Raw genomic sequence first — 22,189 nt, 5'->3', positions numbered from 1 at the left:
CAACGGCCGATAGTGTCCAGATGCATGGCAGCGACCAGTGCCACCGCCACCGTCGGCACGTCGCCGCTGCGAGTCGCGTCGGCCAGCTTCATCGGGACCACCGTCGAGTACTACGACTTCCTGATCTACGGCACCGCGGCGGCACTGGTGTTCCCCAAGCTGTTCTTTCCCGCCGTGTCACCGGCGACCGGACTCCTGTTGTCGTTCGCGACGTTCGGGGTCGGCTTCGTCGCCCGGCCGCTGGGCGGCATCGTCTTCGGCCACTACGGCGACCGCGTCGGCCGCAAGCGGATGCTGGTCTACTCGCTACTGATCATGGGCGTCGCCACGGTGCTGATGGGCGCGCTGCCCACCTACCCGCAGATCGGCGTCGCAGCGCCGATTCTGTTGACGCTGTTGCGATTGGCGCAGGGGTTCGCCGTCGGCGGCGAATGGGGCGGCGCCACCCTGATGGCGGTCGAACACGCCTCACCGGCCCGCAAGGGCCTCTACGGCGCGTTCCCGCAGATGGGCGCCCCGGCCGGCACCGCCACCGCCACGCTGGCGTTCTACGCCGTCTCGTTGCTGCCCGACGAGCAGTTCCTGTCCTGGGGTTGGCGGGTTCCCTTCCTGGCCAGTGCCGTGTTGATCGTCATCGGTCTGGTGATCCGGCTCTCGCTGGCCGAGAGCCCCGACTTCGCGGCCGTGCAGGCCCGTTCCGCGGTCCTCCGACTGCCGATCGCGGTGGCGTTCCGGAGGCACTGGCGTCAGATCCTGCTCGTCGCCGGGGCGTACCTGTCGCAGGGCGTGTTCGCCTACATCTGCGTGGCATATCTGGTCTCGTATGCGACGACCGCGGCCGGGATCGACCGCGCGCAGGCACTTCTCGGTGTGTGCGTGGCCGCTGTGGTGGCGGTCGTGATGTATCCGGTGTTCGGCAGGGTGTCCGATGCCGTCGGCCGCAAACCGGTCTTCCTGGCCGGCGTGGTCGCGATGGGCCTGTCGGTGCTGCCCGTCTTCGCCCTGATCAACACCGGTCGGCCCGGGCTGTTCCTGCTCGCCCTCGTGCTGGTGTTCGGGCTGGCGATGGCACCGGCGGCCGGGGTGACCGGATCGCTGTTCAGCCTGGCCTTCGACGCCGACGTCCGCTACAGCGGTGTCTCCCTGGGCTACACGCTGTCGGCGGTGATCGGATCGGCGTTCGCGCCCACCATCGCCACCGCGCTCTACGCGGCGACCCGCTCCAGCGATGCGATCGCCGCCTACATGATCGCGGTGTCGGTGATCTCCGCGGTGTCGGTCAGCCTGATGCCCGGGCCGTGGCGGCAGCCCCGGGTTCGGTGAGACGGACTCAGGTGTCGATGTCGGCCAGCGCCTCGGTGGTCTGCAGATCGGCGTACGCGGCCGAATACCGTTGGGCCAGAGCGATCGCGATGTCCGGACGCTGCCACAGCTCGCCGGCGCTGGCGGTGCACAGCCACAGCGTGAGCCCGTGCGCGACCGACGCCCGGTAGCGCAGCCAGATCTCTCCGAGTGACGGCAGCTCGTCGGCGGGCAGGCCGAGCGCGTCGCGGTACTCCTCGAGCAGGTGACGCTCGCTGCGCCGCCGGTCCTCGATCGTCAACGCGCCCTGCAGAAAATACCCCAGGTCCAACGACCAGTTCCCCCTGCGGGCAACCTGCCAGTCCAGGAACCCGACCTCACCGCTGGGCAGCAGATAGGTGTTGCCGATGTGCGGATCGCCGTGCAGGAGGGTCTGCGGCGCCTTGGTCAGGCTGCGGATGTACGGCTTCCAGATGTCGTCGATCAGTTCGCCGATGGTCAACGCCATCACGACGTCCGGCGCATCGTCACCGAGGCGCTTCTGCGCCTCCGACAGCGGTGCGGCGCCCATCCCGTCCCACGGGACGAACGGCTCCAGCCAGTCGAGCGCCGGCTCATCGAGAACCCTTGTCCCCCAGTACCGACCGTGCATCCGCGCCAGACCGCGCACCCCCGTCGCCGCCTGTTCGACGCTCAGCGGGCGGGTGGCGTCCCGCGGGTCGGCGTCACGCGCGGTGAGATCCTCCATCACCAGGATGAAGTCCTCGGCGGCCTCGTCGACCAGTGCTGTGAACACGGTCGGGTGTTCCAGCGGCAGGTCCACCGAGGAGTTGAACAGCCGCGGTTCGTGGAACAGACCGCTGGTGAGCCGGACCAGGTCGCGGTGGGCCGGGTCGACGGCCTTGACGAACACCGTCTCCGGACCCGAGCCCGCCGCGTAGCCGAGGCGCAGCCGCGCCCGCCGGTTGGTGCCGTCGTCGCGCAGGTCGACGTCGACGGAGTCGACGACCGCATCCGGATGGTGCGTGGACAGCGCAGCCGTCATCCAGTCCGGGGTGATCTCGTCCCAGTCCTTCGGCACCTCCAGCGCGGCACTGGTCATCGCACGATCGCCGGCATCGAATCCCAGCCCCGCACAGTCGACGTCGGGGACAGCGCGGCATTGGCCATGTCGACGTCCCACTCCGGGAACCGTTTGAGGATCTCCTCGAGCGCGATCCGCCCCTCCAGTCGCGCGAGCGCCGACCCGAGACAGTAGTGCGTGCCGACGCTGAAGGCGAGATGCTGGCGCGGTTCGCGGTGGATGTCGAAAACGTCGCCGTCGGGCGGGAATTGGCGGTGGTCGCGGACGGCGGCGCCGATCAGCATCAGCATCACGCTGCCCTCGGGAACCGTATGGCCGTGGATCTCGACGTCGCGGGTCACGTAGCGCGCGACGTGCGGGGCCGGGGGTTCGAAGCGCAGCAGTTCCTCGACGGCCTGCGGGATGAGGGCCGGGTTCTCGACCAGTTCCCTGCGCTGGTCGGGGTGCTCGGCCAGCACCTTGGCCGCCCAGCCGATCAACCGTGTCGTGGTCTCGTTGCCTGCGCCCGCGACCACGTTGAGGTAGACGAGCAGCTCCTCACGGCGCAGCCGGCGGACGGTACCGGTCTCGTCGGTGAACTCGACGTTGAGCAGTTCGGTCATGATGTCGTCGGACGGATTGTCCTTGCGCCAGTCGATGTAGGCCTCGAAGACCTCGCCGGTGACCATGCCCTGCTCGGCCGCCGACATCGGCTTACCCGCCTCGGTGCGCAACTGGGCGTTGCCGTAGTCGCGGATCATCTCCTGGTCGTCCTCGGGGATGCCGAGCAGCGAGCTGATCACCTTCATCGGCATCTGCGCGCCGAAGTCGGTGATGAAGTCGAAACGCCCGGCCCCGACCAGCGGATCGAGACTCTGTGCACAGAACTCGCGGATCTTCGGCTCGAGGGCGTTGATCTTGCGCGGGGTGAACATGCGGGCGAGCAGCTTGCGGTGCACATCGTGGATCGGCGGGTCCTCGAAGATCACCGTGCCCGGCGGGATGTCGATGTTGGCCTTGATGAGCTCGATGATCGCGCCACGCTTGGAACTGAAGGTCTCGTGGTCCACGAGCGCCTTGCAGACGTCGTCGTAGCGGCTCACGGCGTAGAAGTCGTACTGCGTGTTGTAGTACAGCGGCGCCTCCTCGCGGAGGCGCTTGAACATGGGGTAGGGATCGGCATTGAGGTCGACGTCGTACGGGTCGAAGTAGACGTCGGGGCTGGCACTCACGGTCACGGAAATCCGCCTCTCTGTACGCGGTAGGGAGCTTACACGCGTAAGCGTGGTCGAAAGCAACAATTCTGCGGCTGGATGTAACGCTCAGGTCGATGAGCGCCGGATCAACCGCGCGACGTTGCGGGCGCTGGGCTGATACTCGATCGGGTAGCCGAGTTCGGCCATCATCGCCGCGACCGCGACGTCCACGATCTCCTTGGCGTCGAACCCGACCGAGGTCAGCGGCGGACCGCTCACCGCCCCGAGCGGACGCGCGTCGACGCCCATGACGGCCAGATCGCCGGGGCACCGCAGACCGGCTTCGCGCAGCCCGTGCAGCACCACGAACGCCGTCTCGTCGCTCTGCGCGCACACCGCCGTCACGCCCTGGCCCACCCAGCCGGTCACGACCTCGGCGGCGTCGCTCCCGTCGGTGGCGAGCGTGCCGACCGCGAGCTCGGGCAGCCCGTGCTCGCGGGCGCGCACCTGGAGCCCGGCGAGCCAGTAGTCGCCGAGCGGTCGGAGCTTGTCGACGTCGGAGTAGGCGAAGGCGAGCCGGCGGTGTCCCCGCTCTTTCAGATGCGCGATCCGCAGGTCACCGATGGACAGATGCAGGTCGCCGAGTGCGCGCAACTGCGCGCTGCCGACGTGGATCTGCGGGATGCAGGCGGCCTCGGCGGCCGCGAGTGCCGTCCCGGTCAGCGGGAAGACGCTCGTGACCGCGACCGGGTTCAGATCGTTGATCGCGTCGACGACGTTGCGGTCGTCGTCGGTCTCGAACTGCAACGACAGCACGATGCCGTGACGGGCGAGCGCGGTCGTGAGCCTGCTGCCGACCTCCATCGGCAGTTCGCCGAGCGCGATGCGCGGCACGATGAACAGCACGATGCCGCTCCCGCCGACCGCGAGGTTGCGCGCGGCCAGATTCGGCCGGTAGCCGAGTGTCTCGGCGGCCTTGCGCACCGCGTCGCGGGTGCGCAACGAGATGCGTTGGCTCTCCACGTTGTTGAGGACGTAGCTGACGGTGGCCGTCGACACGTTGGCCAATCGCGCCACGTCGGCCTTTGTCGGCCTCGCCGCTCCCCTACCGCTCACCGGCTCATCGTCGCACGTCAGCGACGGCTGTCGCGGCCAGCGGCCGGCCGGCGGACTCGCGCAGCGTCAGCAGCGTCGCGAGCGACACGACCGCGGCGACGATCAGGTAGAGCGCCGGGGCGAGGTTGTTCTCGGTGGTCGCGGTCAGCCAGGTGACGACGTACGGGGTCGTTCCGCCGAACGCCGCGACCGAGACGTTGTAGCCGATGGAGAAGCCGCTGTAGCGCACCCGGGTGGCGAACAGTTCGACGCCTGCGGTGACGGCGGTCGACACGTAGACCGACTCGATGGCCGCCAGCACGCAGTGCGCGGTGATCGCCGCGGCGAGCGAACCCGAGTTCAGCAGCAGAAACAGCGGATAGGCCGAGACCACGAACGCCACCGCACCGCCGATCAGCAGGGGGCGTCTGCCGATGCGGTCCGACAGCGCCGCCAGCGGCAGGATCAGCACCAGGGCGACCAGGCTGGCCAGCGACATCGAGACGAACGACGCGGTCTTGCCGAATTCGAGGGTCTTGATGAAGTACGTCGGCAGGAATGTGAACACCACGTAGTAGCCGACGTTGAACACGATGAACAGGCCGATCACCTGCAGGATCGGTCGCCACGCGGTGGTGGCCGCCTCGCGCAGCGGCGACGACGCCACCCGGTCGGTCTCCGACAGCGCCGCGAACTCCGGCGTGTCGTCGAGGCGCAACCGGATGTAAAGGCCGACCAGTCCCAGCGGCGCGGCGAGCAGGAACGGGATGCGCCAGCCGTAGCTCTCCATCGCCGCGGCGGGCAGCAGCGCCTGCAGCACCGTGACCGTCACCGACCCGAGCAGGAAGCCGACGACGCCGGACCAGGCGATGAACGTCACCGTCAGCCCGCGGCTGCGATCGCGCGCGTACTCGGCGAGATAGACTGCGCCGCCGCCGTATTCACCGCCCGCGGAGAACCCCTGCAGGCACCTCAGGAACAGCAGCAGCAGCGGCGCGGCCACCCCGATGCTCGCGTAGGTGGGCAGCAGGCCGATGCCGAGCGTGGCCGCCGACATCAGCAGGATGACCACCGCGAGCACCCGCTGTCGGCCGATGCGGTCGCCGAGCGGGCCGAACACGAAACCGCCGAGGGGCCGCATGAAGAACGCCGCCGCGAAGATCGCGAACGTGTTCAGCAGCGCGGCGGTGTCGTTGCCCGCCGGAAAGAATTCGGCCGCGATGAACGTCGCGAGGAAGCCGTAGATCGCGAAGTCGAACCATTCGACGGCGTTACCGATCGACGCGCCGGCGACCGCCTTGCGGATGGCCGCCGAATCGGCGGGTGCGGGCGCGGATATCTGACTCTCCATGGCGAGAGGGAGACTACCGCTTATCCGCGTAAGCAGGGGGTGGTTTCAGTCGGCGCGCACGAGCGTGGGCCTGAGCCGGTCGGCCGGTATCTCGCGACCAGAGTCCAGCTCACGCTCGAGACCCTCGGCGTAGCCGCGCACACCGGCCACGTCGACGCCGTAGCGCGCGGGCGCCTCCGCGAGCCGCCCCGCGCCGCGGCGCAACAGCGCGCGGGCGCCGTCGGGATTGCCGCGCTGGACGTGGGTGATGCCGACCATCACCTGCGCGAGCCCCTGCCAGAGCGACCGCTCGTCGTCGGGGCCGTTCTTCCACGCCGCCTCGAGCACCTCGTGCGCGTGGAACGCACGTCCGGCGTCGACCAGGCGTTGGGCGTAGGCCAGCGTCTCGTCCGGCGGCAGGTGAAGGTCGTCGGGGATGCGGTCGACGCCCTCGCTGCCCGGAGGCAGCGGCCGGCCGAGCGCGTCCCGCGGGCGGCTGTTGCGGGGTCGGCCGGCCTCGTCGCGGTCACGCCCGGACATGCGGGTGCTCCTCCACCGCCTTGGGCCTGCGCCATGCCGCCCACGCTTCCGTCGACCACAGCGCCCACACCACGAGAACGGGCTGGAAGAGCAACCGGACGGCGCGGTCACGGTCGGAGTCGAGGCCGAACGCGTCGGTGTGGGTGAGGAACTGGGAGATGTTGCCGGGGAAGATCGCGACGAAGAACGCGGCGGTGATCCAGCCGACCGGGACCCGCCACCGGTGCAGCACGATCAGGGCCGCGCCGAGCGCGATCTCCACGACACCCGACGCGATCACCACGAGGTCGACGTTCAGCGGCAGCCAGGGCGGCACCTGGGCGTAGAAGTCGGTGCGGGCGAAGGTCAGGTGACCGATCCCCGCGAAAAGGAGGGACGCACCGAGAAGGACGCGGGCGAGGAGGCGAAGGAGTGTCACCAGGCCATGGTGCCTGGCCGGGTGACAAGGAGTGCGGGCGGAGGGACTCGAACCCACACGCTCTTTCGAGCACCGGCACCTAAAGCCGGCGCGTATACCGATTTCGCCACGCCCGCAGCGTGGCCATCGTACCGTCCAGGCCTCCGAGCGTTTCGTCGCCTCGAACACCAAGCGGTACCGTGGAGCCGTGTCCACTACACGGCGTAGGAGACCGGCGCTGATCCTGCTGGTCGTGGCGGCCGCAGCCGGCTGCCTCGCGCTGGCGTGGTGGCAGTGGACCCGCTGGGAGTCGACGTCCGGCTCGTTCCAGAACCTCGGCTACGCCCTCCAGTGGCCGATGTTCGCCGGGTTCTGCGTGTACGCGTACTACAAGTTCGTCCGCTACGAGGAAGCCCCGCCCGCACCGCACCCCAGCGACGCGGTCACCGAGATCCCCGCCGACCTGCTGCCCGACCGCACCGCGGCGGCCCCGCCTCCCCCGTCCGACGACGATCCCGCGCTGCGTGAGTACAACGCCTACCTTGCTGATCTCGCCAAAGCCGACAACGAAGGCAGAACCGCACCATGACCGCACCGCAGACGCCGGACACCGCGCCCGCCGGAGTGTCGATCGAGACCATCGCCAAGGCGGTCCGCAACTACCGCATCCTGGCCTGGGCGACGGGTATCTGGTTGATCGTGCTGTGCGCCGAGATGGTGCTCAAGTACATCGTCAAGGTGGACTGGCCGTTCCTGTGGCTGGTCGCCCCCATCCACGGCTGGGTGTACTTCGCCTACCTGTTGTTCACCGCGAACCTGGCGGTCAAGGTGCGGTGGCCGATCGGCAAGACCATCGGCGTGCTGCTCGCCGGTACGATCCCGCTGCTCGGCATCATCGTCGAGCACTTCCAGACGAAGAACCTCAAGGCACGCTTCGGCCTGTGACCGGCGGGACGCCGCGACGCACCTCGTCGATGTCGTCGGTCAGCCGCGTCACGTAGCCGACCAGCGCCTCGACGTCGGCGTGGTCCCATCCGTCGACCGCGCGGCGCAGCCCGGCCACCTTGTGAGACCGCTGCCGCCGCAACCGATCCCGGCCGCCCACGGTCAACGCGAAGCGCGGCGTGCGCCCCGACCACGCGGGTGCGCTGTCCTGCGCCACCGGTTCGACGAGACCGTCGCGCAGCATGACGAACGCCTCGCTGCCCACCGTCGCGGTGTCGACGCCCAGCGCGTCGGCGATCTCTTCGACCGATGCGGGCCCGGCCTGCTCGAGGTGGGCCAGCAGCACGTACGTCCGCCGCCCGAGGAACTGCATCGGCAGACCGTCGTCGTAGGCGCCCAGCGCGGAATGCCTGCCCAGCCGCGTCAGCACCGCCTCGAGATCGCGCACCGGAGGCTCCGGTGCGCGGGACGCCGCCTCGGGCACGGGCGTCGGCTTGGGGATGGCCAGCGCGATCAGGCCCGCGACGCCCGCCGCGCAGGCCGCGATGATCAGCGCGGTGTGGAAACCCTCCAGCGACGGCAGAACCCGGCCGGCGAACGACGTCGTCATCCCCGCCAGCACCGCGCCCATCACCGCGCTGGAGACGGAGGTGCCCAATGACCGGGCCAACGCGTTGATGCCGTTGGCCGCGGCGGTCTCCGTCACCGGGACGGCCGCGTTGATCAGTGCGGGCAGCGAGGCGAACGCGAAGCCGACGCCGACGCTGACCGCGACGTTGAGGATCAGCACCTCGACGGGGCTGTCCAGGAGTCGAAGGCCGATCAGGTACGACACCGAGATGATCGCGCAGCCGACGACGAGCGTGAGCCGGGGTCCGGTCACCGCCGCGATCCGGGCGGCGATCGGCGCGGACACCATCATCGCCAGCCCGCCGGGCGCCATCCACAGGCCCGCGTGCAACATCGACTGCCCGAGCCCGTAACCGGTCTGGGTCGGCAGTTCCAGCACCTGCGGCGCGACCAGTGACAGCGCGAAGAGGCCGAACCCCACGCCGACCGACGCCAGGTTCGTGGTGAGCACCGGCCGCCGGACCGTGGTGCGCAGGTCGACGATCGGTGCCGGCGCCCGCAACTGCCACCAGGCGAACACCGCGAAGATGACCGGTGAGGCGGCGAACAGGCTCAGCGTCGTGGTGCTGGTCCAACCCCAGGTCTGGCCCTTGGAGATCGCCAGCAGCAGCGTGGTCAGCCCGCCGGCCAGGCCCAGGGCTCCGAGGACGTCCACGCGTTCCGAGGTCCGCGACCCCACCGGCGGCACAAGGACGGCGAAGCCGAGCAGGGCAGCCGCGCCGAGCCCGGCGGCGAACCAGAAGAGCACATGCCAGTTGAAGTTCTGCGCGATCACCGCCGACAGCGGCAGGCCCAGCGCACCGCCCACTCCGAGTGAGGCACTCATGATCCCCATCGCCGACCCCACCCGGTCGGCGGGTACGGCCGCGCGCAACACGCTGATCCCCAGCGGGATGATCGGCATTCCGAACCCCTGCAGACCCCGGCCGACGATCACCGGGAGGAGCGCGGTGCTGAGCGCGGCGATCACCGAACCGGCGGTGAGCAGGGCCGCGCAGGTCATCAGCACCGGTTTGGGGCCGTAGATGTCGCCGAGCCGACCGAACAGCGGTGTCGCGACCGCCGCCGTGAGCAGCGTCGCGGTGATCGCCCACGACGCGTTGTCCGGGCCGGTCCGCAACAGGGTGGGCAGCTCCGGGATCAGCGGGATGATCAGCGTCTGCATCAGCGACACGCTGATGCCGGCCGCCGCGAGGACCGCGATGAGCACGTTCGGGCGCACACGCGCGGCCACTGCCGTATCCGTCGTCCCCACACCGTGCCGAGCCACGACGGGCATGCTACCCATTAGGTTGTCTATCTAAAACTTGCCCGACTTGTGCGGACGACGTGACGTCAGTCGACGAGCGCCCGTAGCGCCGGGACCAGCTGCGCGAGCGCCCGCCCGCGGTGGCTGGCGGCGTCCTTCTCGGCCGGCGTCAACTCCGCGGCCGTGCGATCGGAGTGCTCGGGCAGGAACACCGGGTCGTAACCGAAGCCACCCTCCCCGCGTGGCTCCCGGGTGAGCGCACCGCGCCACACGCCACGCACCACGACCTCCTGCGCGCCGTCGACCAGCGCGCACGCCGAGACGAACCCCGCCCCGCGCCGGTCGTCGGGAACGTCGCGCAGTTGGGCGAGCAGCAGCGCGGTGTTCGACGCGTCGTCGCCGTGGGTCCCGGCCCAGCGCGCCGAGAGCACCCCGGGCATCCCGTTGAGGGCGTCCACCTCGAGCCCGGAATCGTCGGCGACGGTGGCCACGCCGGTGGCGCGGAACGCGTCGCGCGCCTTGGCGAGTGCGTTCTCCTCGAACGTCGCCCCGGTCTCCGGCGCCTCGTCGAACGGTGCGACGTCGTCGAGGGAGAGCAGGGTCAGCCCGGACACCCCCGCGGCGTCGAGCACCCTTCGCAGTTCGGCCAGTTTCTTGCGGTTGCGGCTGGCGACCAGGAGTTCGACGGTCATTGCTCTCGGGTGCGCGTCAGCTTCCGAACGCCTTCTTCGGCGGCGTCTTCGGCTCGGGCAGCACACCCGGATACGGGGCCGCGAGCGCCTCCTGCTGGACGACGAACAACTGCTCGCACGACGCCAGCGCGAGGTCGAGCAGCTTGTCCAGGGTCGAACGCGGGAACGTCGCGCCCTCACCGGTGCCCTGGATCTCGACCAGCGTGCCGGTGTCGGTGGCGACCACGTTCATGTCGACCTCGGCGCGCGAATCCTCCGTGTACGGCAGGTCCACCCGCACCCGGCCGTCCACGACGCCCACACTGACCGCCGCGATCGCGCACGACAGCGGTCGGGGGTCGGAGAGTTTGTCGGCCGCGGCGAGGTAGGTGACTGCGTCGGCCAACGCGACATAGGCCCCGGTGATCGCCGCGGTGCGGGTGCCGCCGTCGGCCTGCAACACATCGCAGTCGATCGCGATCGTGTTCTCCCCCAACGCATTCAAGTCGATGCAGGCCCGCAGCGACCGGCCGACCAGCCGGCTGATCTCCTGGGTGCGGCCGCCGACACGGCCCTTGACCGATTCCCGGTCGGAGCGGTCGTGTGTGGCGGCGGGCAGCATCGCGTACTCGGCGGTGAGCCAGCCCTGCCCGGTTCCCTTACGCCAGCGCGGCACCCCCTCGGTGACGCTGGCCGTGCACATCACACGGGTCTCGCCGAACTCGACCAGCACCGAACCGGCGGGGTGCGAGGTGAAACCGCGGGTGATCCGCACCGGACGCAACTCGTCGTCGAGCCGACCGTCTTCTCGTCTGGACACGGCCCAACCCTATCCGCTCGGCCCGACGGGGCGGCCCGGGAGTCAGCGCTTCGTGACGTCGAACGACTCGTTGCACACCACCGCGTGCACCGGACCGTCGAACTCCGCCTTCGCCTCACTGATGACGTCCTCGCGCGAGGTCCACGGCGGGATGTGGGTGAGCAACAGTTCCCCCACCCCGGCGAGCTTGGCCGCCCGGCCGGCCTCGGTACCCGACAGGTGCAGCCCGGGCGGACGGTCCGGCGAATGGGTCCACGACGCCTCGCACAGGAACATGTCGGCGCCCCGGGCGAGTTCGATGAGCGGCTCGCAGAAGCCGGTGTCACCGCTGTAGACGAACGTCGTACCGGACGGATCGGTGAAACGCATGCCGTAGGACTCGGTGGGGTGACAGACCAGACGCGGCAGCACCGACACCGCGCCGATCTGCACGGCGGAGTTGTCCGACCAGTTCCGCACCTCGAAGATGTCGGAGATGTCGTCGATCTCCCCGCCCTCCGGCGAGGAGGCGGCCCCCAGCCGGGCCCAGGTGTTGGCCGGTCCGTAGAGCACCCCGCGATCGGGGGCGGGCGACGGGTGGTAGCGGCGCCACACGAAGAGCCCGGGCAGGTCCAGGCAGTGATCGGCGTGCAGGTGGCTCAGCAGCACCGACACCGCGTTGGGGTCGGCATGCCGTTGCAGCGCGCCCAGCACGCCGCCGCCGAAATCCAGCACCAGCGGCGGGGTGTCGGGTGCGGTCAGAAGATATCCGGACGCCGGCGAATCAGGCCCGACCACACTGCCGGAGCAACCGAGTACGGTGATTCGCACGCTCACTAGCTTGCCATGCCCAATACCCCGTTGACGAAAACATGGCCGGTTTGTCACCACCGGTCGCGGGTCCGGTGGGCGCTACGCCTCGACGCGACGCTGTACTGGCCGCACCCCGTCCAGACTCGGACCCAGGAACCGGGCCGCCAGGGCGGTGAAAGCCGCTGGGTCTCCGGTGGATTCGAACACCCGGGTGGCCGGGGTGGCGCCGGGATCGGCGGGATGCGGACGCAGCAGGTCGAGTTCGGTCAGCACCCGAAGCAGGTCCTTGGCCGTCTCCTCCGCACTGGACACCAGGGTGACGTGATCGCCCATCGCGAGCTGGATCAGACCGGACAGCATCGGGTAGTGCGTGCAGCCGAGCACGAGCGTGTCGACGTCGGCCCGCTGCAGTGGTTCGAGGTAGGCCTCGGCCAGCCCGAGAACCTGGCGTCCGCTGGTCACGCCGCGTTCGACGAAGTCGACGAACCGGGGGCAGGCGACGCCGAGGACCTCGATGTCGCGGGCGGCGGCGAACGCGTCCTGGTAGGCGCCGGAGGCGATGGTCGCCGACGTGCCGATCACCCCGATGCGGCCGCTGCGGGTGGCGGCCACCGCCCGGCGCACCGCGGGCAGGATCACCTCGACGACCGGCACCGGCGCGTAGCGCTCGCGGGCGTCGCGCAGGCAGGCCGACGACGCCGTGTTGCACGCGATGACCAGCGCCTTGACGCCGCGCTCGACGAGGTCGTCGCCGATCGCCAGCGCGTGCGCACGGATCTCGGGGATGGTCAGCGGACCGTACGGTCCGTTGCCGGTGTCACCGACGTAGACGATGTCCTCGTCGGGCAGTTGGTCGATGATCGCCCGCGCGACCGTGAGCCCCCCGACGCCGGAATCGAAGATTCCGATCGGGCCCAGCCGATCGCCCGCCGGGGTGGTCACGACGTCAGGTACGGCGGTGCGGTCCGCGACCGGCGCAGCTCGCGGGCCTTGCGCTCCGGACTGGACAGGACGTAGGCGGCCACGACACCGGCGACCGCGCCGCACAGATGTCCCTGCCAGGACACCCCGGGCGTGCCGGGCAGCACGCCGAGCAGGATGCCGCCGTAGACGAACAGCACGATGACGCCGACGACGATCTCCCAGGCCTTGCGCGTGAAGAACCCGAACACGATGAGGAACGCGAGCCAGCCGAAGATGAGACCCGACGCGCCGATGTGGTTGACCTCGCAGCGCACACCGACATAGGGGCAGTGCGTACCGAGGTTGCCGATCAGCCAGGTGCCGAGCCCGCCGAGTATCCACACGATCGCGGTCGCGTAGATGAACCGGGACAACCCGGCCAGCGTCATCAGGAACCCGAGCACCAGCGCCGGACCGGTGTTGGCGAGCAGATGCTGCCAGTCGGCGTGCAGCAGCGGCGAGAACACGACGCCCCACAGACCGTCGGTCTCCAGCGGACGGATGCCGTTCTCGTCGAGGCGGTGTCCGGTGAGGGAGTCGAACAGTTCGATCACGTACAGCAGGACGACGAAGCTGACGATCGTGACCCCGCCGACCACCCACGCCGGCCGCTTCTGCTGCGGCGCCGGCGGATTGGCGGGATACCCCGGGCCCGTCATGCCCATAGTTGCCCTTCCAACGCGTCTTCGGCGTCGTCGAGGCTACCGGCATAGGCACCGGTCGACAGGTACTTCCAGCCCGCGTCGCACACGGTGAACGCGATGTCGGCACGCTCCCCCGCCTTGATCGCCTTGACGGCCATGCCGAGCGCCGCATGCAGGATCGCCCCGGTGGAGACACCCGCGAAGATGCCCTCCTGGGTGACCAGTTCGCGGGTCCGCTTGATGGCGTCGAAGGATCCGACGGAGAACCGCGTCGTCAGCACGTCGGGGTCGTAGAGCTCGGGGATGAACCCCTCGTCGATGTTGCGCAGCGCGTAGACGCCCTCGCCGTAGCGCGGCTCGGCGGCCACGATCTGCACACCCGGCACCTTCTCGCGCAAGAACCGGCCGGTGCCCATCAGCGTCCCGGTGGTGCCGAGCCCCGCGACGAAGTGCGTGATCTCGGGCAGGTCGGCGAGCAGTTCGGGCCCGGTGCCGTAGTAGTGCGCGTCGGCGTTGGCGGGGTTGCCGTACTGGTAGAGCATCACCCATTCCGGGTTGGCCGCCGCCAGTTCCTTGGCGTGCGCCACCGCGGTGTTGGAGCCGCCCTCGGCCGGCGAGTCGATGATCCGCGCGCCGTACAACTCGAGCAGTTGCCTGCGTTCGACCGAGGTGTTCTCGGGCATCACGCAGATCATCCGGTAGCCCTTGAGCAGGGCGGCCATCGCCAGCGAGATCCCGGTGTTGCCGCTGGTGGGTTCCAGGATCGTCGAACCGGGATGCAGCAACCCGTCGCGCTCGGCCTGCTCGATCATCCGCAGCGCGGGCCGGTCCTTGATCGAGCCGGTGGGGTTGCGGTCCTCGAGTTTGGCCCACAGCCGCACGTGCGGTCCGTGTTCGTCGTCATCCCAGCGGGGTGACAGGCGCGGGCAGCCCACCAGCGGCGTGTTGCCGAGGGCCTCGAGCACCGAGTCGTAACGCGCCAAGGTCACCCACCTGCCACGGCGGGCAGGATCGTCACCGAATCCCCGTCGGAGATCGTGGCGTCCAGACCGCCCGAGAACCGGACGTCCTCGTCGTTGACGTAGATGTTGACGAACCGGTGCAGCTTGCCCGGTTTGTCGGGGTCGACGAGCCGCTCGGAGATGCCGGAGTAGTTCGCCTCGAGGTCGTTGATGATCTCGGCGAGCGTGGCGCCGGAGGCGCTGACGCGCTTCTCGCCCCCGGTGTGGGTGCGCAGGATGGTGGGGATCTCGACGGTGACGGACATGGGAGTTCCTTTACTCAGTACTGCTCGACGATCGTGACGGGCTCTTCGGTGACGACTCCGTCCACGATGCGGTAGCTGCGCAGTTCGTGGTCCTCGGGGTCGCGGGTGGAGATCAGGACGTAGTGGGCGTCGGGTTCCTGGGCGATCGAGACGTCGGTCCGGCTGGGATACGCCTCGGTGCCGGTGTGGGAGTGGTAGATGACGACGGGCACCTCACCGGCCGCTTCCATCTCGCGGTGGACCCGCAACTGCTCCATCGAATCGAATCGGTAGAACGTCGGCGACCGCTCGGCGTTGAGCATCGCGATATGGCGTTCGGGCCGGTCGGAGCCCTCCGGACCGGCGAGGATGCCGCACGCCTCGTCCGGGTGGTCGGCGCGGGCGTGCGCGACCATGGCGTCGACCAGATCGGCGCGGATCGTCAGCACTGCACTCCCCTGTTCCCTCTTCCCTGTTCCCTCTTCAACGGCTCATCCGAACGCTCCGGGCAACAGGTCCCGGTACGTCGGTATTCCGGCGGCCCCCTCGGCGGCGAGCACGCCGACCATCACGGCGCGGGCCAGGACGTCCGCCGCCGCCTCCCCGATCGCGGTCATCAGCGGCACCTCGGGTGACATCGACGCCGGTGTGGTGGGGTCCGGAGGCACCTCGACGGCACCGGTGGCCAGTGCGAACACCGTATCGCCATCGAGCGGTGTGTGACACGGCCGCAGCGTGCGGGCCAACCCGTCGTGCGCGGCGACCGCCACACGGCGGCAGCCGGTGGGGCTGAGCGCGGCGTCGGTCGCGACCACGGCGATCGTCGTGTTGAGCGGGCTGAGCTCCCGGTGGCGGCCCGCATAGGCCGCGATCTGGTCGGCCGGCGGGTCGACGAGCCCGAACTCCCGGCGGTACTCGGCCATCCACGGCAGTCCGGTCGCGGTGTCGAAGGCCTCGCCCGCGGAGTTGACCACGACGATCGCCCCGACCGTCACCCCGCTGTCCAGGACGACCGAGGCCGTGCCCACCCCGCCCTTGATGACCCCGGCCCGCGCCCCGACCCCGGCGCCGACGGTTCCCACCGCGACGTCGACACCCGCGCTCGCGGCGGCGGTGTAACCGAACTCCGCGGTCGGCCGGCACGCCCAGCCGCCGACGGGAAGATCGAAGATCACCGCGGCGGGCACGATCGGCACCACACCGCCGTCGAGTGCGACGCCGCGGCCCTGCTCCTCGAGCCACGTCATCACCCCGTCGGCGGCGGCCAGCCCGTAGGCGCTCCCGCCGGTCAGCACGACGGCGTCGGCATGGCGCACCGAGTTGCTCGGATCGAGGAGATCGGTCTCCCTGGTGCCCGGGGCACCGCCCCGCCCGGCGACCGCCCCGACGGTGCCGGGCGGGGTGAGCACGACGGTGGTGCCGCTGGCCCACCCGCTGCCCAGCGCGGCGTCGGCGTCCAGCCGGTCGTGGTGGCCGACGCGGATGCCCGCGACGTCGGTGATCGATCCGCTCATCGGAGGGGCTTTCCGACCAGGCTGAGCACGAGATACTCCTGCAGCACCGTCAACCACTGGTACACGTCCACATGTCCGGCCATCGGGTGGTCCGGGGGCAGGTCGTCGCCACCGATGGCGTCGATGTCGAGCATGGTCCCCAGCGCCAGCCGGACGTCGTTGACCGCGGCCGCCCAGGCGTGCGCATCGTCCTCGGTGAGCTCGAACCGCCCGCCGCCGGCCGGCATGGTGTCCAGCAGGCGTTGTGCCGCATCACGTTTGGCGGCCAGGATCTCCGGTTCGTGGAGGCTGCGCAACGCACTGTTGAGGCTCTCCGCGGTGCCGGACCCGGCCGGGTGATCGGTGGCCGCCCGGAAGAAGTCCGGCAGCAGCCGTCTCATGGTGGCGTCCGGCGGGGGTGCGGTGTGCCCGGTCCGCATCCCGGTGATCTCTTCGAGTTCGTCTGCGGGAGCAGATGATTCACGCTCGTCGAGCATGCCCTTCACCGAGCTGACCAGGCTGTGCAGCAGCGCCGCCTCATGCGCTTCCAGCGCGGACCGGAACCTCGCACCGTCGGCCGTCTGCACCCGCTTCCATTTGCGCACTCCAGCGTCCCCGTCAGCGGTCCTGCTGCATGGTCGCCCAGAGCCCCGCGGCGTGCAGCTTGGACACATCGACCTCCATGGACTCGCGGCTGCCCGCCGACACGACGGCCTTCCCCTCGTTGTGCACCTGCAGCATCAGCTTGGTGGCATGCGGCTCGCTGTAGCCGAACAGCTTCTGCAGGACGTAGGTCACGTAGGTCATCAGGTTCACCGGATCGTCCCAGACGATGGTCACCCAGGGCGCCTCGGTGGCCTCGTCCTGGTCCGGCACCGTGGCCACGTCGCGCTGCTCGCGGGTTCCCGGGGCTTTCGCCGGTGTGACCATGCCGTCAGGATACCGGGACGGCCATACGGGTTACGGTGGCAGCTGTGACAGCCGCGCTGCTGACCGACAAATACGAGCTGACGATGCTGGCAGCCGCGCTGCGCGACGGGACCGCGCACCGGCGCGCGACGTTCGAGATCTTCGCCCGCCGCCTGCCCGACGGCCGCCGTTACGGCGTGGTGGCGGGGACCGCGCGGTTCGTCGAGGCGTTGCGGCAGTTCACCTTCGACGACGCGGCGCTGGCGGCGGTCGCCGACTTCCTCGACGACGAGACCCTGGGCTACCTCGCCGGCTACCGCTTCGGCGGCGATGTCGACGGTTACCCCGAGGGCGAGCTGTACTTCCCGGGCTCGCCGGTGCTGTCGGTGCACGGCACGTTCGCGGAGTGTGTGCTGCTCGAGACGCTGGCGTTGTCGATCTTCAACCACGACAGCGCGATCGCGGCGGCCGCCGCCCGGATGGCCGGCGCCGCCCAGGGCCGGCCGCTCATCGAGATGGGTTCGCGGCGCACCCACGAGCAGGCGGCCGTGGCCGCCGCCCGGGCCGCCTATCTGGCCGGATTCGCCGGCAGTTCGAACCTCGAGGCGCAACGCCGCTACGGGGTGCCTGCGCTGGGGACCAGCGCGCACGCCTTCACACTGCTGCACACCACCCCCGACGGCCCCGACGAGGTGGCCGCGTTCCGGGCTCAGGTCGAGGCCCTGGGCGCGGGGACCACGCTGCTGGTCGACACCTACGACATCACCCCTGGCGTCGCCAACGCCGTCGCGGTGGCCGGTCCGGACCTCGGGGCGGTGCGCATCGACTCCGGTGACCTCGGCGTCCTGGCCCGGCAGGTGCGCGCGCAACTCGACGGCCTCGGCGCGTCCGGGACCCGCATCGTGGTCTCCGGCGACCTCGACGAGTTCGCGATCGCCGCCCTGCGCGCCGAACCGGTCGACATCTTCGGCGTCGGCACCTCCCTGGTCACCGGCTCCGGTGCGCCGACGGCGGGCATGGTCTACAAGCTGGTCGAGGTCGACGGCCTGCCGGTGGAGAAACGCAGCAGCCACAAGGAATCCCACGGCGGCCGCAAACAGGCCGCCCGCCTGGTGAAACCGTCGGGCACGATCCTCGAGGAGATCGTGCACCCCTACGGCGCACCGCCCACCGGCGTCGGCGACCGCGAACTGCGCCCGCTGACGGTGCCCCTGGTGCGGGCCGGCGAACCGGTCGGCGACCTGGACCTCGCCTCGGCGCGCGAGCGGGTCAGCGCCGGGCTGCACAGCCTGCCGTGGGACGGGCTCAAACTCTCCCGCGGCGAACCGGCCGTCCCCACCCGGATGATCGCCCCCGCGCGCGGCGGCGAACGGCCCTAGGAGTGGCCACGGGCGACGAGGATCCCTCAGAGCGCGTCACCGACCTGCTGGCCGCGGCCGTCGCGGCGGTGGGTGGCGCCGAACGGTCCGGTCAGGTCGAGATGGCCAGGGCGGTGGCGCAGGCGTTCGACACCGGCAGGCATCTGGCCGTGCAGGCCGGCACCGGCACCGGCAAATCGCTGGCCTACCTCGTGCCCGCGATCGCCCACGCGATCGCCGCCGACGAACCGGTCGTGGTCTCCACCGCCACGATCGCCCTGCAGCGTCAGCTCGTCGACCGCGACCTGCCCCGCCTGGCCGACGCCCTGGCCGGTGCGCTGCCGCGCCGTCCGCAGTTCGCGCTGCTCAAGGGACGCGGAAACTATCTGTGTCTCAACAAGATCCACAACGGCACCGCGGGCACCGCAGATGCCCCGGACGACCGCCCGCAGGAGGAGCTGTTCGACGCGGTGGCGGCCACCGCGCTCGGGCGTGACGTGCAGCGGCTGACCAAGTGGTCCTCGGACACCGAGACCGGCGACCGCGACGAACTGCGGCCCGGCGTCCCGGACCGGTCGTGGCGTCAGGTCAGCGTGTCGGCCCGGGAGTGCATCGGCGTCACCCGCTGCCCGTACGGCACCGACTGCTTCGCCGAGAAGGCCCGCGGCAAGGCGGCCGACGTGGACGTGGTGGTGACCAACCACGCGCTGCTCGCGATCGACGCGATGTCCGATGCCGCGGTGCTGCCCGAACACAGCGCGGTGGTGATCGATGAGGCGCACGAACTGGCCGACCGGGTCACGTCGGTGGCGACCGGTGAGTTGTCGGCCACCTCGTTGGGCATCGCCCACCGGCGGGTGGCGCGGCTGGTCGAGGGGGAACTCGCGGACCGGCTGGAAGCGGCGGTCGCCACCGTGTCGTCGGCCATCCACGACGGCACGCCCGGGCGCATCGACCGGCTCGACGACGAGCTGGCCACGTATCTGACCGCGCTGCGCGACGCGGCCGACCGGGCGCGGTCGGCGATCGACACCGCGCCCAGCGATCCGAAGGCCGCCGCCGCGCGCGCCGAGGCGGTGACCGCGCTGACCGACGTCAGCGACACCGCCAACCGGATCCTGGACTCCTTCGTTCCGGCCATCCCCGACCGCGTCGACGTGGTGTGGCTGGACCACGAGGGCGGCCCGGGTTCGGTCAGCGCGGTCCTGCGGGTCGCCCCGCTGTCGGTGGCCGGTCTGCTGCGCACCCGCCTCTTCGAGCACGCCACCACGGTGTTGACGTCGGCCACGCTGACCGTCGGCGGCAATTTCGAGGCCATGGCCCGGGCGTGGGGTCTGGCCGACACGACGTGGCACGGGGTCGACGTCGGGTCACCGTTCGAACACGCCAAGGCCGGAATCCTCTACGTCGCCGCCCACCTGCCGCCGCCAGGCCGTGACGGCACGGGTTCGGCCGAACAGCTCGCGGAGATCGAGACGCTGATCACCGCCGCGGGCGGCCGCACCCTGGGGTTGTTCTCCTCGATGCGCGCGGCGAAGGCCGCCGCGGAGGTGATGCGGGAACGGCTGGACACCCCGGTGCTGTGTCAGGGCGAGGACACCACCTCGGCGCTGGTGGAACGGTTCGCCGCCGACCCGCAGACCTCGTTGTTCGGCACGCTGTCGCTGTGGCAGGGCGTCGACGTCCCCGGGCCGTCGCTGTCCCTGGTGCTGATCGACCGCATCCCCTTCCCACGGCCCGACGATCCGTTGTTGACCGCCAGACAACGGGCGGTGACCGCCCACGGCGGAAACGGTTTCATGGCCGTCGCCGCCTCGCACGCCGCGCTGCTGCTGGCCCAGGGTGCGGGGCGGCTGCTGCGCCGCACCGACGACCGGGGTGTGGTCGCGGTACTGGACTCCCGAATGGCCACCGCCCGCTACAGCGGCTACCTGCGCGCATCGCTGCCCCCGTTCTGGGCCACCACCGACGCGGCCCGGGTGCGCGCGGCGCTCGAACGGCTCCGGGCAGGCGGCTGACGTCACTATCCTTCACACGACGTGACACGGAAAGGCGCCAGCATGAGCCGACGGCGGGTGTTCGGCGGCGGGATCGCCGCGGTGGCCGTCCTGGTGGCAGCCGGCTGTTCGACCACCCTGCAGGGTCGACCGGTGTCGGTGTTCGACGACCCTTTCCGCGTGGCCGGGATGGTGGCCACCGACGGACCGACGGGACTGCGCCCCGACGCCGCGGCCCCCATCCGCGCGGTCGACGGCTCCGACGGCGGGGAGATCGACGCCCTGGCCGCCGCGGCGGTCAGCGACGTCGAGGAGTTCTGGACGCGGGCCTACCCGGAGACCTTCGCCGGCGACCGGTTCACCCCTATCGAGACGCTGGTGTCCTGGAACTCGGCAGAGTTCGACGGACTCTTCTGCGGCATCGACACCGTCGATCTGGTCAACGCCGGATTCTGCCTGGAGGAGAACACGATCGGGTGGGACCGTGGTGAGCTCCTTCCGGCGTTGCGGGCCGCGAACGGGGACATGGGCGTGGCGATGGTGCTCGCCCACGAGTACGGGCACACCATCGTGCGCCAGGCCGAGCTCAACGGGCCCGACACCCCGGTGCTCGTCTCCGAACAACAGGCCGACTGCTTCGCCGGGGCCTACGTGCGGTGGGTGGCCGAGGGCTCGTCCCCGCGCTTCACCGTGAGCACCGGTGACGGGCTCAACGGCGTGCTGTCGGCCGTCATCGCGTTCCGCGATCCGTTGTTCACCGAGGGTGACCTGTTCCTCCCGCTCGACGAACACGGTTCGGCGTTCGAACGCGTATCGGCCTTCCAGTTCGGGTTCACCGACGGGCCCGCGTCGTGCGCGGCGATCGACCTGCGTGAGATCGGCCAGCGCCGTGGGTGATGGTCAGCAACTTCCGCATCAAGATCGACGGCTGCGTCGGTCAGTCGTTCATCCGGTCCTACGCCATCCTGACCCGCGAGACCGAGATGTCCGAGGCGGTGCTGGCCTGGTACGGCACCACCAAGGTCGTCTGACGGCTCCGCCCTACGGGAAGCGGTTCAGACACCGCTGCTCGTCGCCGAGCACCCCGACCCGGAACGCGTCGATCCGGGAGAACCCGGACGGCACCGAATCGCCGTTGACGTCGCTGGCCGCCAGCCCGTTGGTCAGGATGCCCGACACCGCCTCGTCGAGATCGCCCGCCGTCAACGCGATGGTGCTGCCGTCGGGGGTGGTGACATCGCTCGACAGCTTCGTGGTCGCGACCCCCGTCAGGCATGCGGTGCGCAGCGCCGCCTCGGCGGTGTCGAGAACCAGCCCCCGCTCGTGCTGCACCGCCTGCAGATATCGCGACATCAGCACCGAGTAGGCCGTGTTGTCGCCGTTGGCCAGCCCGTGGGTGTCGACGTCCAGTTGCGGGGCCCCCATCGTCTGCAGTTCGGGGAGGTCGACGACGAGGCGGTTGGTGGCGGGGCAGTAGGAGACCGGCGGGCTCGGGCGCGCGTCCGGGCACGTGTCGGCGGCCTCGGCGGTGAAGTCGAGAGTGGGTGGG

Annotated in this window: 23 protein-coding genes, 1 tRNA gene and 3 pseudogenes; 7 read left to right on the top strand and 20 right to left on the bottom strand. The window is 70.4% G+C overall.

Annotation, left to right across the window (positions count from 1 at the left end; all coding sequences use genetic code 11):
* Positions 1–24 precede the first annotated feature (24 nt).
* The gene (locus AU196_RS14630; RefSeq protein ID WP_059095805.1) at positions 25–1,323 is read left to right on the top strand and encodes an MFS transporter; all 1,299 of its coding nucleotides are present in this window, start codon (positions 25–27) and stop codon (positions 1,321–1,323) included.
* 7 nt (positions 1,324–1,330) lie between these two features.
* On the opposite strand, the gene AU196_RS14625 is transcribed toward AU196_RS14630, so the two are convergent.
* The 7 genes from AU196_RS14625 to AU196_RS14595 form a co-directional block, all read right to left on the bottom strand.
* A complete protein-coding gene (locus AU196_RS14625) occupies positions 1,331–2,404 on the bottom strand; it encodes a phosphotransferase (protein WP_059095804.1) in 1,074 nt (357 codons plus the stop codon).
* Positions 2,401–3,603 (bottom strand): cytochrome P450, encoded by a 1,203-nt coding sequence (locus AU196_RS14620; RefSeq protein ID WP_059095803.1) that lies wholly within the window; start codon positions 3,601–3,603, stop codon positions 2,401–2,403. Before AU196_RS14620 ends, AU196_RS14625 begins: the two co-directional genes overlap by 4 nt.
* An 84-nt stretch (positions 3,604–3,687) precedes the next feature.
* Positions 3,688–4,677 (bottom strand): LacI family DNA-binding transcriptional regulator, encoded by a 990-nt coding sequence (locus tag AU196_RS14615; RefSeq protein WP_059095802.1) that lies wholly within the window; start codon positions 4,675–4,677, stop codon positions 3,688–3,690.
* A 4-nt stretch (positions 4,678–4,681) separates the two neighbouring features.
* Positions 4,682–6,007 carry an MFS transporter gene (locus AU196_RS14610; RefSeq protein ID WP_059095801.1) on the bottom strand — a complete coding sequence of 442 codons (1,326 nt, stop codon included), beginning with the start codon at positions 6,005–6,007 and terminating at the stop codon, positions 4,682–4,684.
* Between the two features lie 45 nt (positions 6,008–6,052).
* Positions 6,053–6,526, bottom strand: a complete 474-nt coding sequence (locus AU196_RS14605) for a DUF309 domain-containing protein (RefSeq protein WP_059095800.1) — start codon at positions 6,524–6,526, stop codon at positions 6,053–6,055.
* On the bottom strand, positions 6,513–6,944 hold the full coding sequence (locus AU196_RS14600) for a DoxX family protein (protein ID WP_059095799.1): 432 nt from the start codon (positions 6,942–6,944) through the stop codon (positions 6,513–6,515). The genes AU196_RS14605 and AU196_RS14600 overlap by 14 nt, the downstream gene beginning before the upstream one ends.
* A 32-nt stretch (positions 6,945–6,976) precedes the next feature.
* Positions 6,977–7,060: transfer RNA gene (locus tag AU196_RS14595), tRNA-Leu, on the bottom strand.
* A 71-nt stretch (positions 7,061–7,131) separates the two neighbouring features.
* On the opposite strand from AU196_RS14595, the gene AU196_RS14590 reads away from it, so the two are divergent.
* Together AU196_RS14590 and AU196_RS14585 are read left to right on the top strand one after the other, a co-directional pair.
* Positions 7,132–7,512 carry a hypothetical protein gene (locus tag AU196_RS14590; RefSeq protein WP_059095798.1) on the top strand — a complete coding sequence of 127 codons (381 nt, stop codon included), beginning with the start codon at positions 7,132–7,134 and terminating at the stop codon, positions 7,510–7,512.
* On the top strand, positions 7,509–7,868 hold the full coding sequence (locus AU196_RS14585; RefSeq protein WP_059095797.1) for a DUF3817 domain-containing protein: 360 nt from the start codon (positions 7,509–7,511) through the stop codon (positions 7,866–7,868). The genes AU196_RS14590 and AU196_RS14585 overlap by 4 nt, the downstream gene beginning before the upstream one ends.
* Here the strand turns inward: AU196_RS14585 and AU196_RS14580 are convergent.
* The 12 genes from AU196_RS14580 to clpS form a co-directional block, all read right to left on the bottom strand.
* Positions 7,846–9,777, bottom strand: coding sequence for an MFS transporter (locus AU196_RS14580; RefSeq protein WP_231737578.1), 1,932 nt, complete (start codon positions 9,775–9,777; stop codon positions 7,846–7,848). The two genes, AU196_RS14585 and AU196_RS14580, sit on opposite strands and share 23 nt — an antisense overlap.
* A 56-nt stretch (positions 9,778–9,833) precedes the next feature.
* Complete coding sequence (rdgB, locus tag AU196_RS14575; protein WP_059095796.1) at positions 9,834–10,439, bottom strand: RdgB/HAM1 family non-canonical purine NTP pyrophosphatase; 606 nt, start codon at positions 10,437–10,439, stop codon at positions 9,834–9,836.
* A 16-nt stretch (positions 10,440–10,455) separates the two neighbouring features.
* A complete protein-coding gene (gene rph / locus AU196_RS14570; RefSeq protein WP_059095795.1) occupies positions 10,456–11,238 on the bottom strand; it encodes a ribonuclease PH in 783 nt (260 codons plus the stop codon).
* 42 nt (positions 11,239–11,280) lie between these two features.
* The gene (locus tag AU196_RS14565) at positions 11,281–12,054 is read right to left on the bottom strand and encodes a cyclic nucleotide-degrading phosphodiesterase (RefSeq protein WP_059095794.1); all 774 of its coding nucleotides are present in this window, start codon (positions 12,052–12,054) and stop codon (positions 11,281–11,283) included.
* A 75-nt stretch (positions 12,055–12,129) separates the two neighbouring features.
* Positions 12,130–12,972 (bottom strand): glutamate racemase, encoded by an 843-nt coding sequence (gene murI, locus AU196_RS14560; RefSeq protein ID WP_059095793.1) that lies wholly within the window; start codon positions 12,970–12,972, stop codon positions 12,130–12,132.
* On the bottom strand, positions 12,969–13,658 hold the full coding sequence (locus AU196_RS14555) for a rhomboid family intramembrane serine protease (RefSeq protein WP_059095792.1): 690 nt from the start codon (positions 13,656–13,658) through the stop codon (positions 12,969–12,971). Before AU196_RS14555 ends, murI begins: the two co-directional genes overlap by 4 nt.
* A complete protein-coding gene (locus AU196_RS14550) occupies positions 13,649–14,620 on the bottom strand; it encodes a PLP-dependent cysteine synthase family protein (protein WP_059096076.1) in 972 nt (323 codons plus the stop codon). The genes AU196_RS14555 and AU196_RS14550 overlap by 10 nt, the downstream gene beginning before the upstream one ends.
* Positions 14,621–14,622: 2 nt before the next feature.
* Positions 14,623–14,904 carry a MoaD/ThiS family protein gene (locus AU196_RS14545; protein ID WP_059095791.1) on the bottom strand — a complete coding sequence of 94 codons (282 nt, stop codon included), beginning with the start codon at positions 14,902–14,904 and terminating at the stop codon, positions 14,623–14,625.
* Between the two features lie 14 nt (positions 14,905–14,918).
* Entirely contained in the window at positions 14,919–15,332 is a 414-nt protein-coding gene (locus AU196_RS14540; protein ID WP_059095790.1) for a M67 family metallopeptidase, read from the bottom strand.
* A gap of 42 nt (positions 15,333–15,374) precedes the next feature.
* Positions 15,375–16,397: a P1 family peptidase gene (locus AU196_RS14535; protein WP_059095789.1), complete on the bottom strand. Its 1,023-nt coding sequence runs from the start codon at positions 16,395–16,397 to the stop codon at positions 15,375–15,377.
* A complete protein-coding gene (gene aosR / locus AU196_RS14530) occupies positions 16,394–16,981 on the bottom strand; it encodes an oxidative stress transcriptional regulator AosR (RefSeq protein WP_059095788.1) in 588 nt (195 codons plus the stop codon). The genes AU196_RS14535 and aosR overlap by 4 nt, the downstream gene beginning before the upstream one ends.
* A 13-nt stretch (positions 16,982–16,994) precedes the next feature.
* Entirely contained in the window at positions 16,995–17,306 is a 312-nt protein-coding gene (gene clpS, locus AU196_RS14525; protein WP_059095787.1) for an ATP-dependent Clp protease adapter ClpS, read from the bottom strand.
* A 23-nt stretch (positions 17,307–17,329) separates the two neighbouring features.
* Between clpS and AU196_RS14520 the strand changes: the two genes are divergently transcribed.
* From AU196_RS14520 to AU196_RS25185, 4 genes and pseudogenes are all read left to right on the top strand, one after another.
* Positions 17,330–18,664 carry a nicotinate phosphoribosyltransferase gene (locus AU196_RS14520; protein WP_502687265.1) on the top strand — a complete coding sequence of 445 codons (1,335 nt, stop codon included), beginning with the start codon at positions 17,330–17,332 and terminating at the stop codon, positions 18,662–18,664.
* A 2-nt stretch (positions 18,665–18,666) separates the two neighbouring features.
* Entirely contained in the window at positions 18,667–20,661 is a 1,995-nt protein-coding gene (locus tag AU196_RS14515; RefSeq protein ID WP_059095785.1) for an ATP-dependent DNA helicase, read from the top strand.
* A gap of 42 nt (positions 20,662–20,703) precedes the next feature.
* Positions 20,704–21,534, top strand: a pseudogene (locus AU196_RS14510) (neutral zinc metallopeptidase); the annotation flags it as partial.
* A pseudogene (locus AU196_RS25185) lies at positions 21,528–21,671 on the top strand (MspA family porin); the annotation flags it as partial. The pseudogenes AU196_RS14510 and AU196_RS25185, both read left to right, overlap by 7 nt.
* A gap of 10 nt (positions 21,672–21,681) precedes the next feature.
* Here the strand turns inward: AU196_RS25185 and AU196_RS14505 are convergent.
* Positions 21,682–22,189: pseudogene (locus AU196_RS14505) on the bottom strand (peptidase); the annotation flags it as partial.

The sequence above is a fragment of the Mycobacterium sp. IS-1742 genome, from assembly GCF_001500125.1.
In the GTDB taxonomy this organism is placed as follows: Bacteria; Actinomycetota; Actinomycetes; order Mycobacteriales; family Mycobacteriaceae; genus Mycobacterium.
Note: the sequence above shows the minus strand (reverse complement) of the source record. Positions and strands in the feature narration are given on the sequence as shown.

Excerpts from the sequence above, each read along its gene's own strand:
- rdgB (WP_059095796.1), bottom strand. The coding sequence starts at position 10,439 with ATGACCGTCGAACTCCTGGTCGCCAGCCGCAACCGCAAGAAACTGGCC.
- AU196_RS14535 (WP_059095789.1), bottom strand. The coding sequence starts at position 16,397 with ATGAGCGGATCGATCACCGACGTCGCGGGCATCCGCGTCGGCCACCAC.
- clpS (WP_059095787.1), bottom strand. The coding sequence starts at position 17,306 with ATGGTCACACCGGCGAAAGCCCCGGGAACCCGCGAGCAGCGCGACGTG.
- AU196_RS14580 (WP_231737578.1), bottom strand. The coding sequence starts at position 9,777 with ATGCCCGTCGTGGCTCGGCACGGTGTGGGGACGACGGATACGGCAGTG.
- AU196_RS14610 (WP_059095801.1), bottom strand. The coding sequence starts at position 6,007 with ATGGAGAGTCAGATATCCGCGCCCGCACCCGCCGATTCGGCGGCCATC.
- AU196_RS14545 (WP_059095791.1), bottom strand. The coding sequence starts at position 14,904 with ATGTCCGTCACCGTCGAGATCCCCACCATCCTGCGCACCCACACCGGG.
- AU196_RS14585 (WP_059095797.1), top strand. The coding sequence starts at position 7,509 with ATGACCGCACCGCAGACGCCGGACACCGCGCCCGCCGGAGTGTCGATC.
- AU196_RS14605 (WP_059095800.1), bottom strand. The coding sequence starts at position 6,526 with ATGTCCGGGCGTGACCGCGACGAGGCCGGCCGACCCCGCAACAGCCGC.
- AU196_RS14555 (WP_059095792.1), bottom strand. The coding sequence starts at position 13,658 with ATGGGCATGACGGGCCCGGGGTATCCCGCCAATCCGCCGGCGCCGCAG.
- AU196_RS14630 (WP_059095805.1), top strand. The coding sequence starts at position 25 with ATGGCAGCGACCAGTGCCACCGCCACCGTCGGCACGTCGCCGCTGCGA.
- AU196_RS14625 (WP_059095804.1), bottom strand. The coding sequence starts at position 2,404 with ATGACCAGTGCCGCGCTGGAGGTGCCGAAGGACTGGGACGAGATCACC.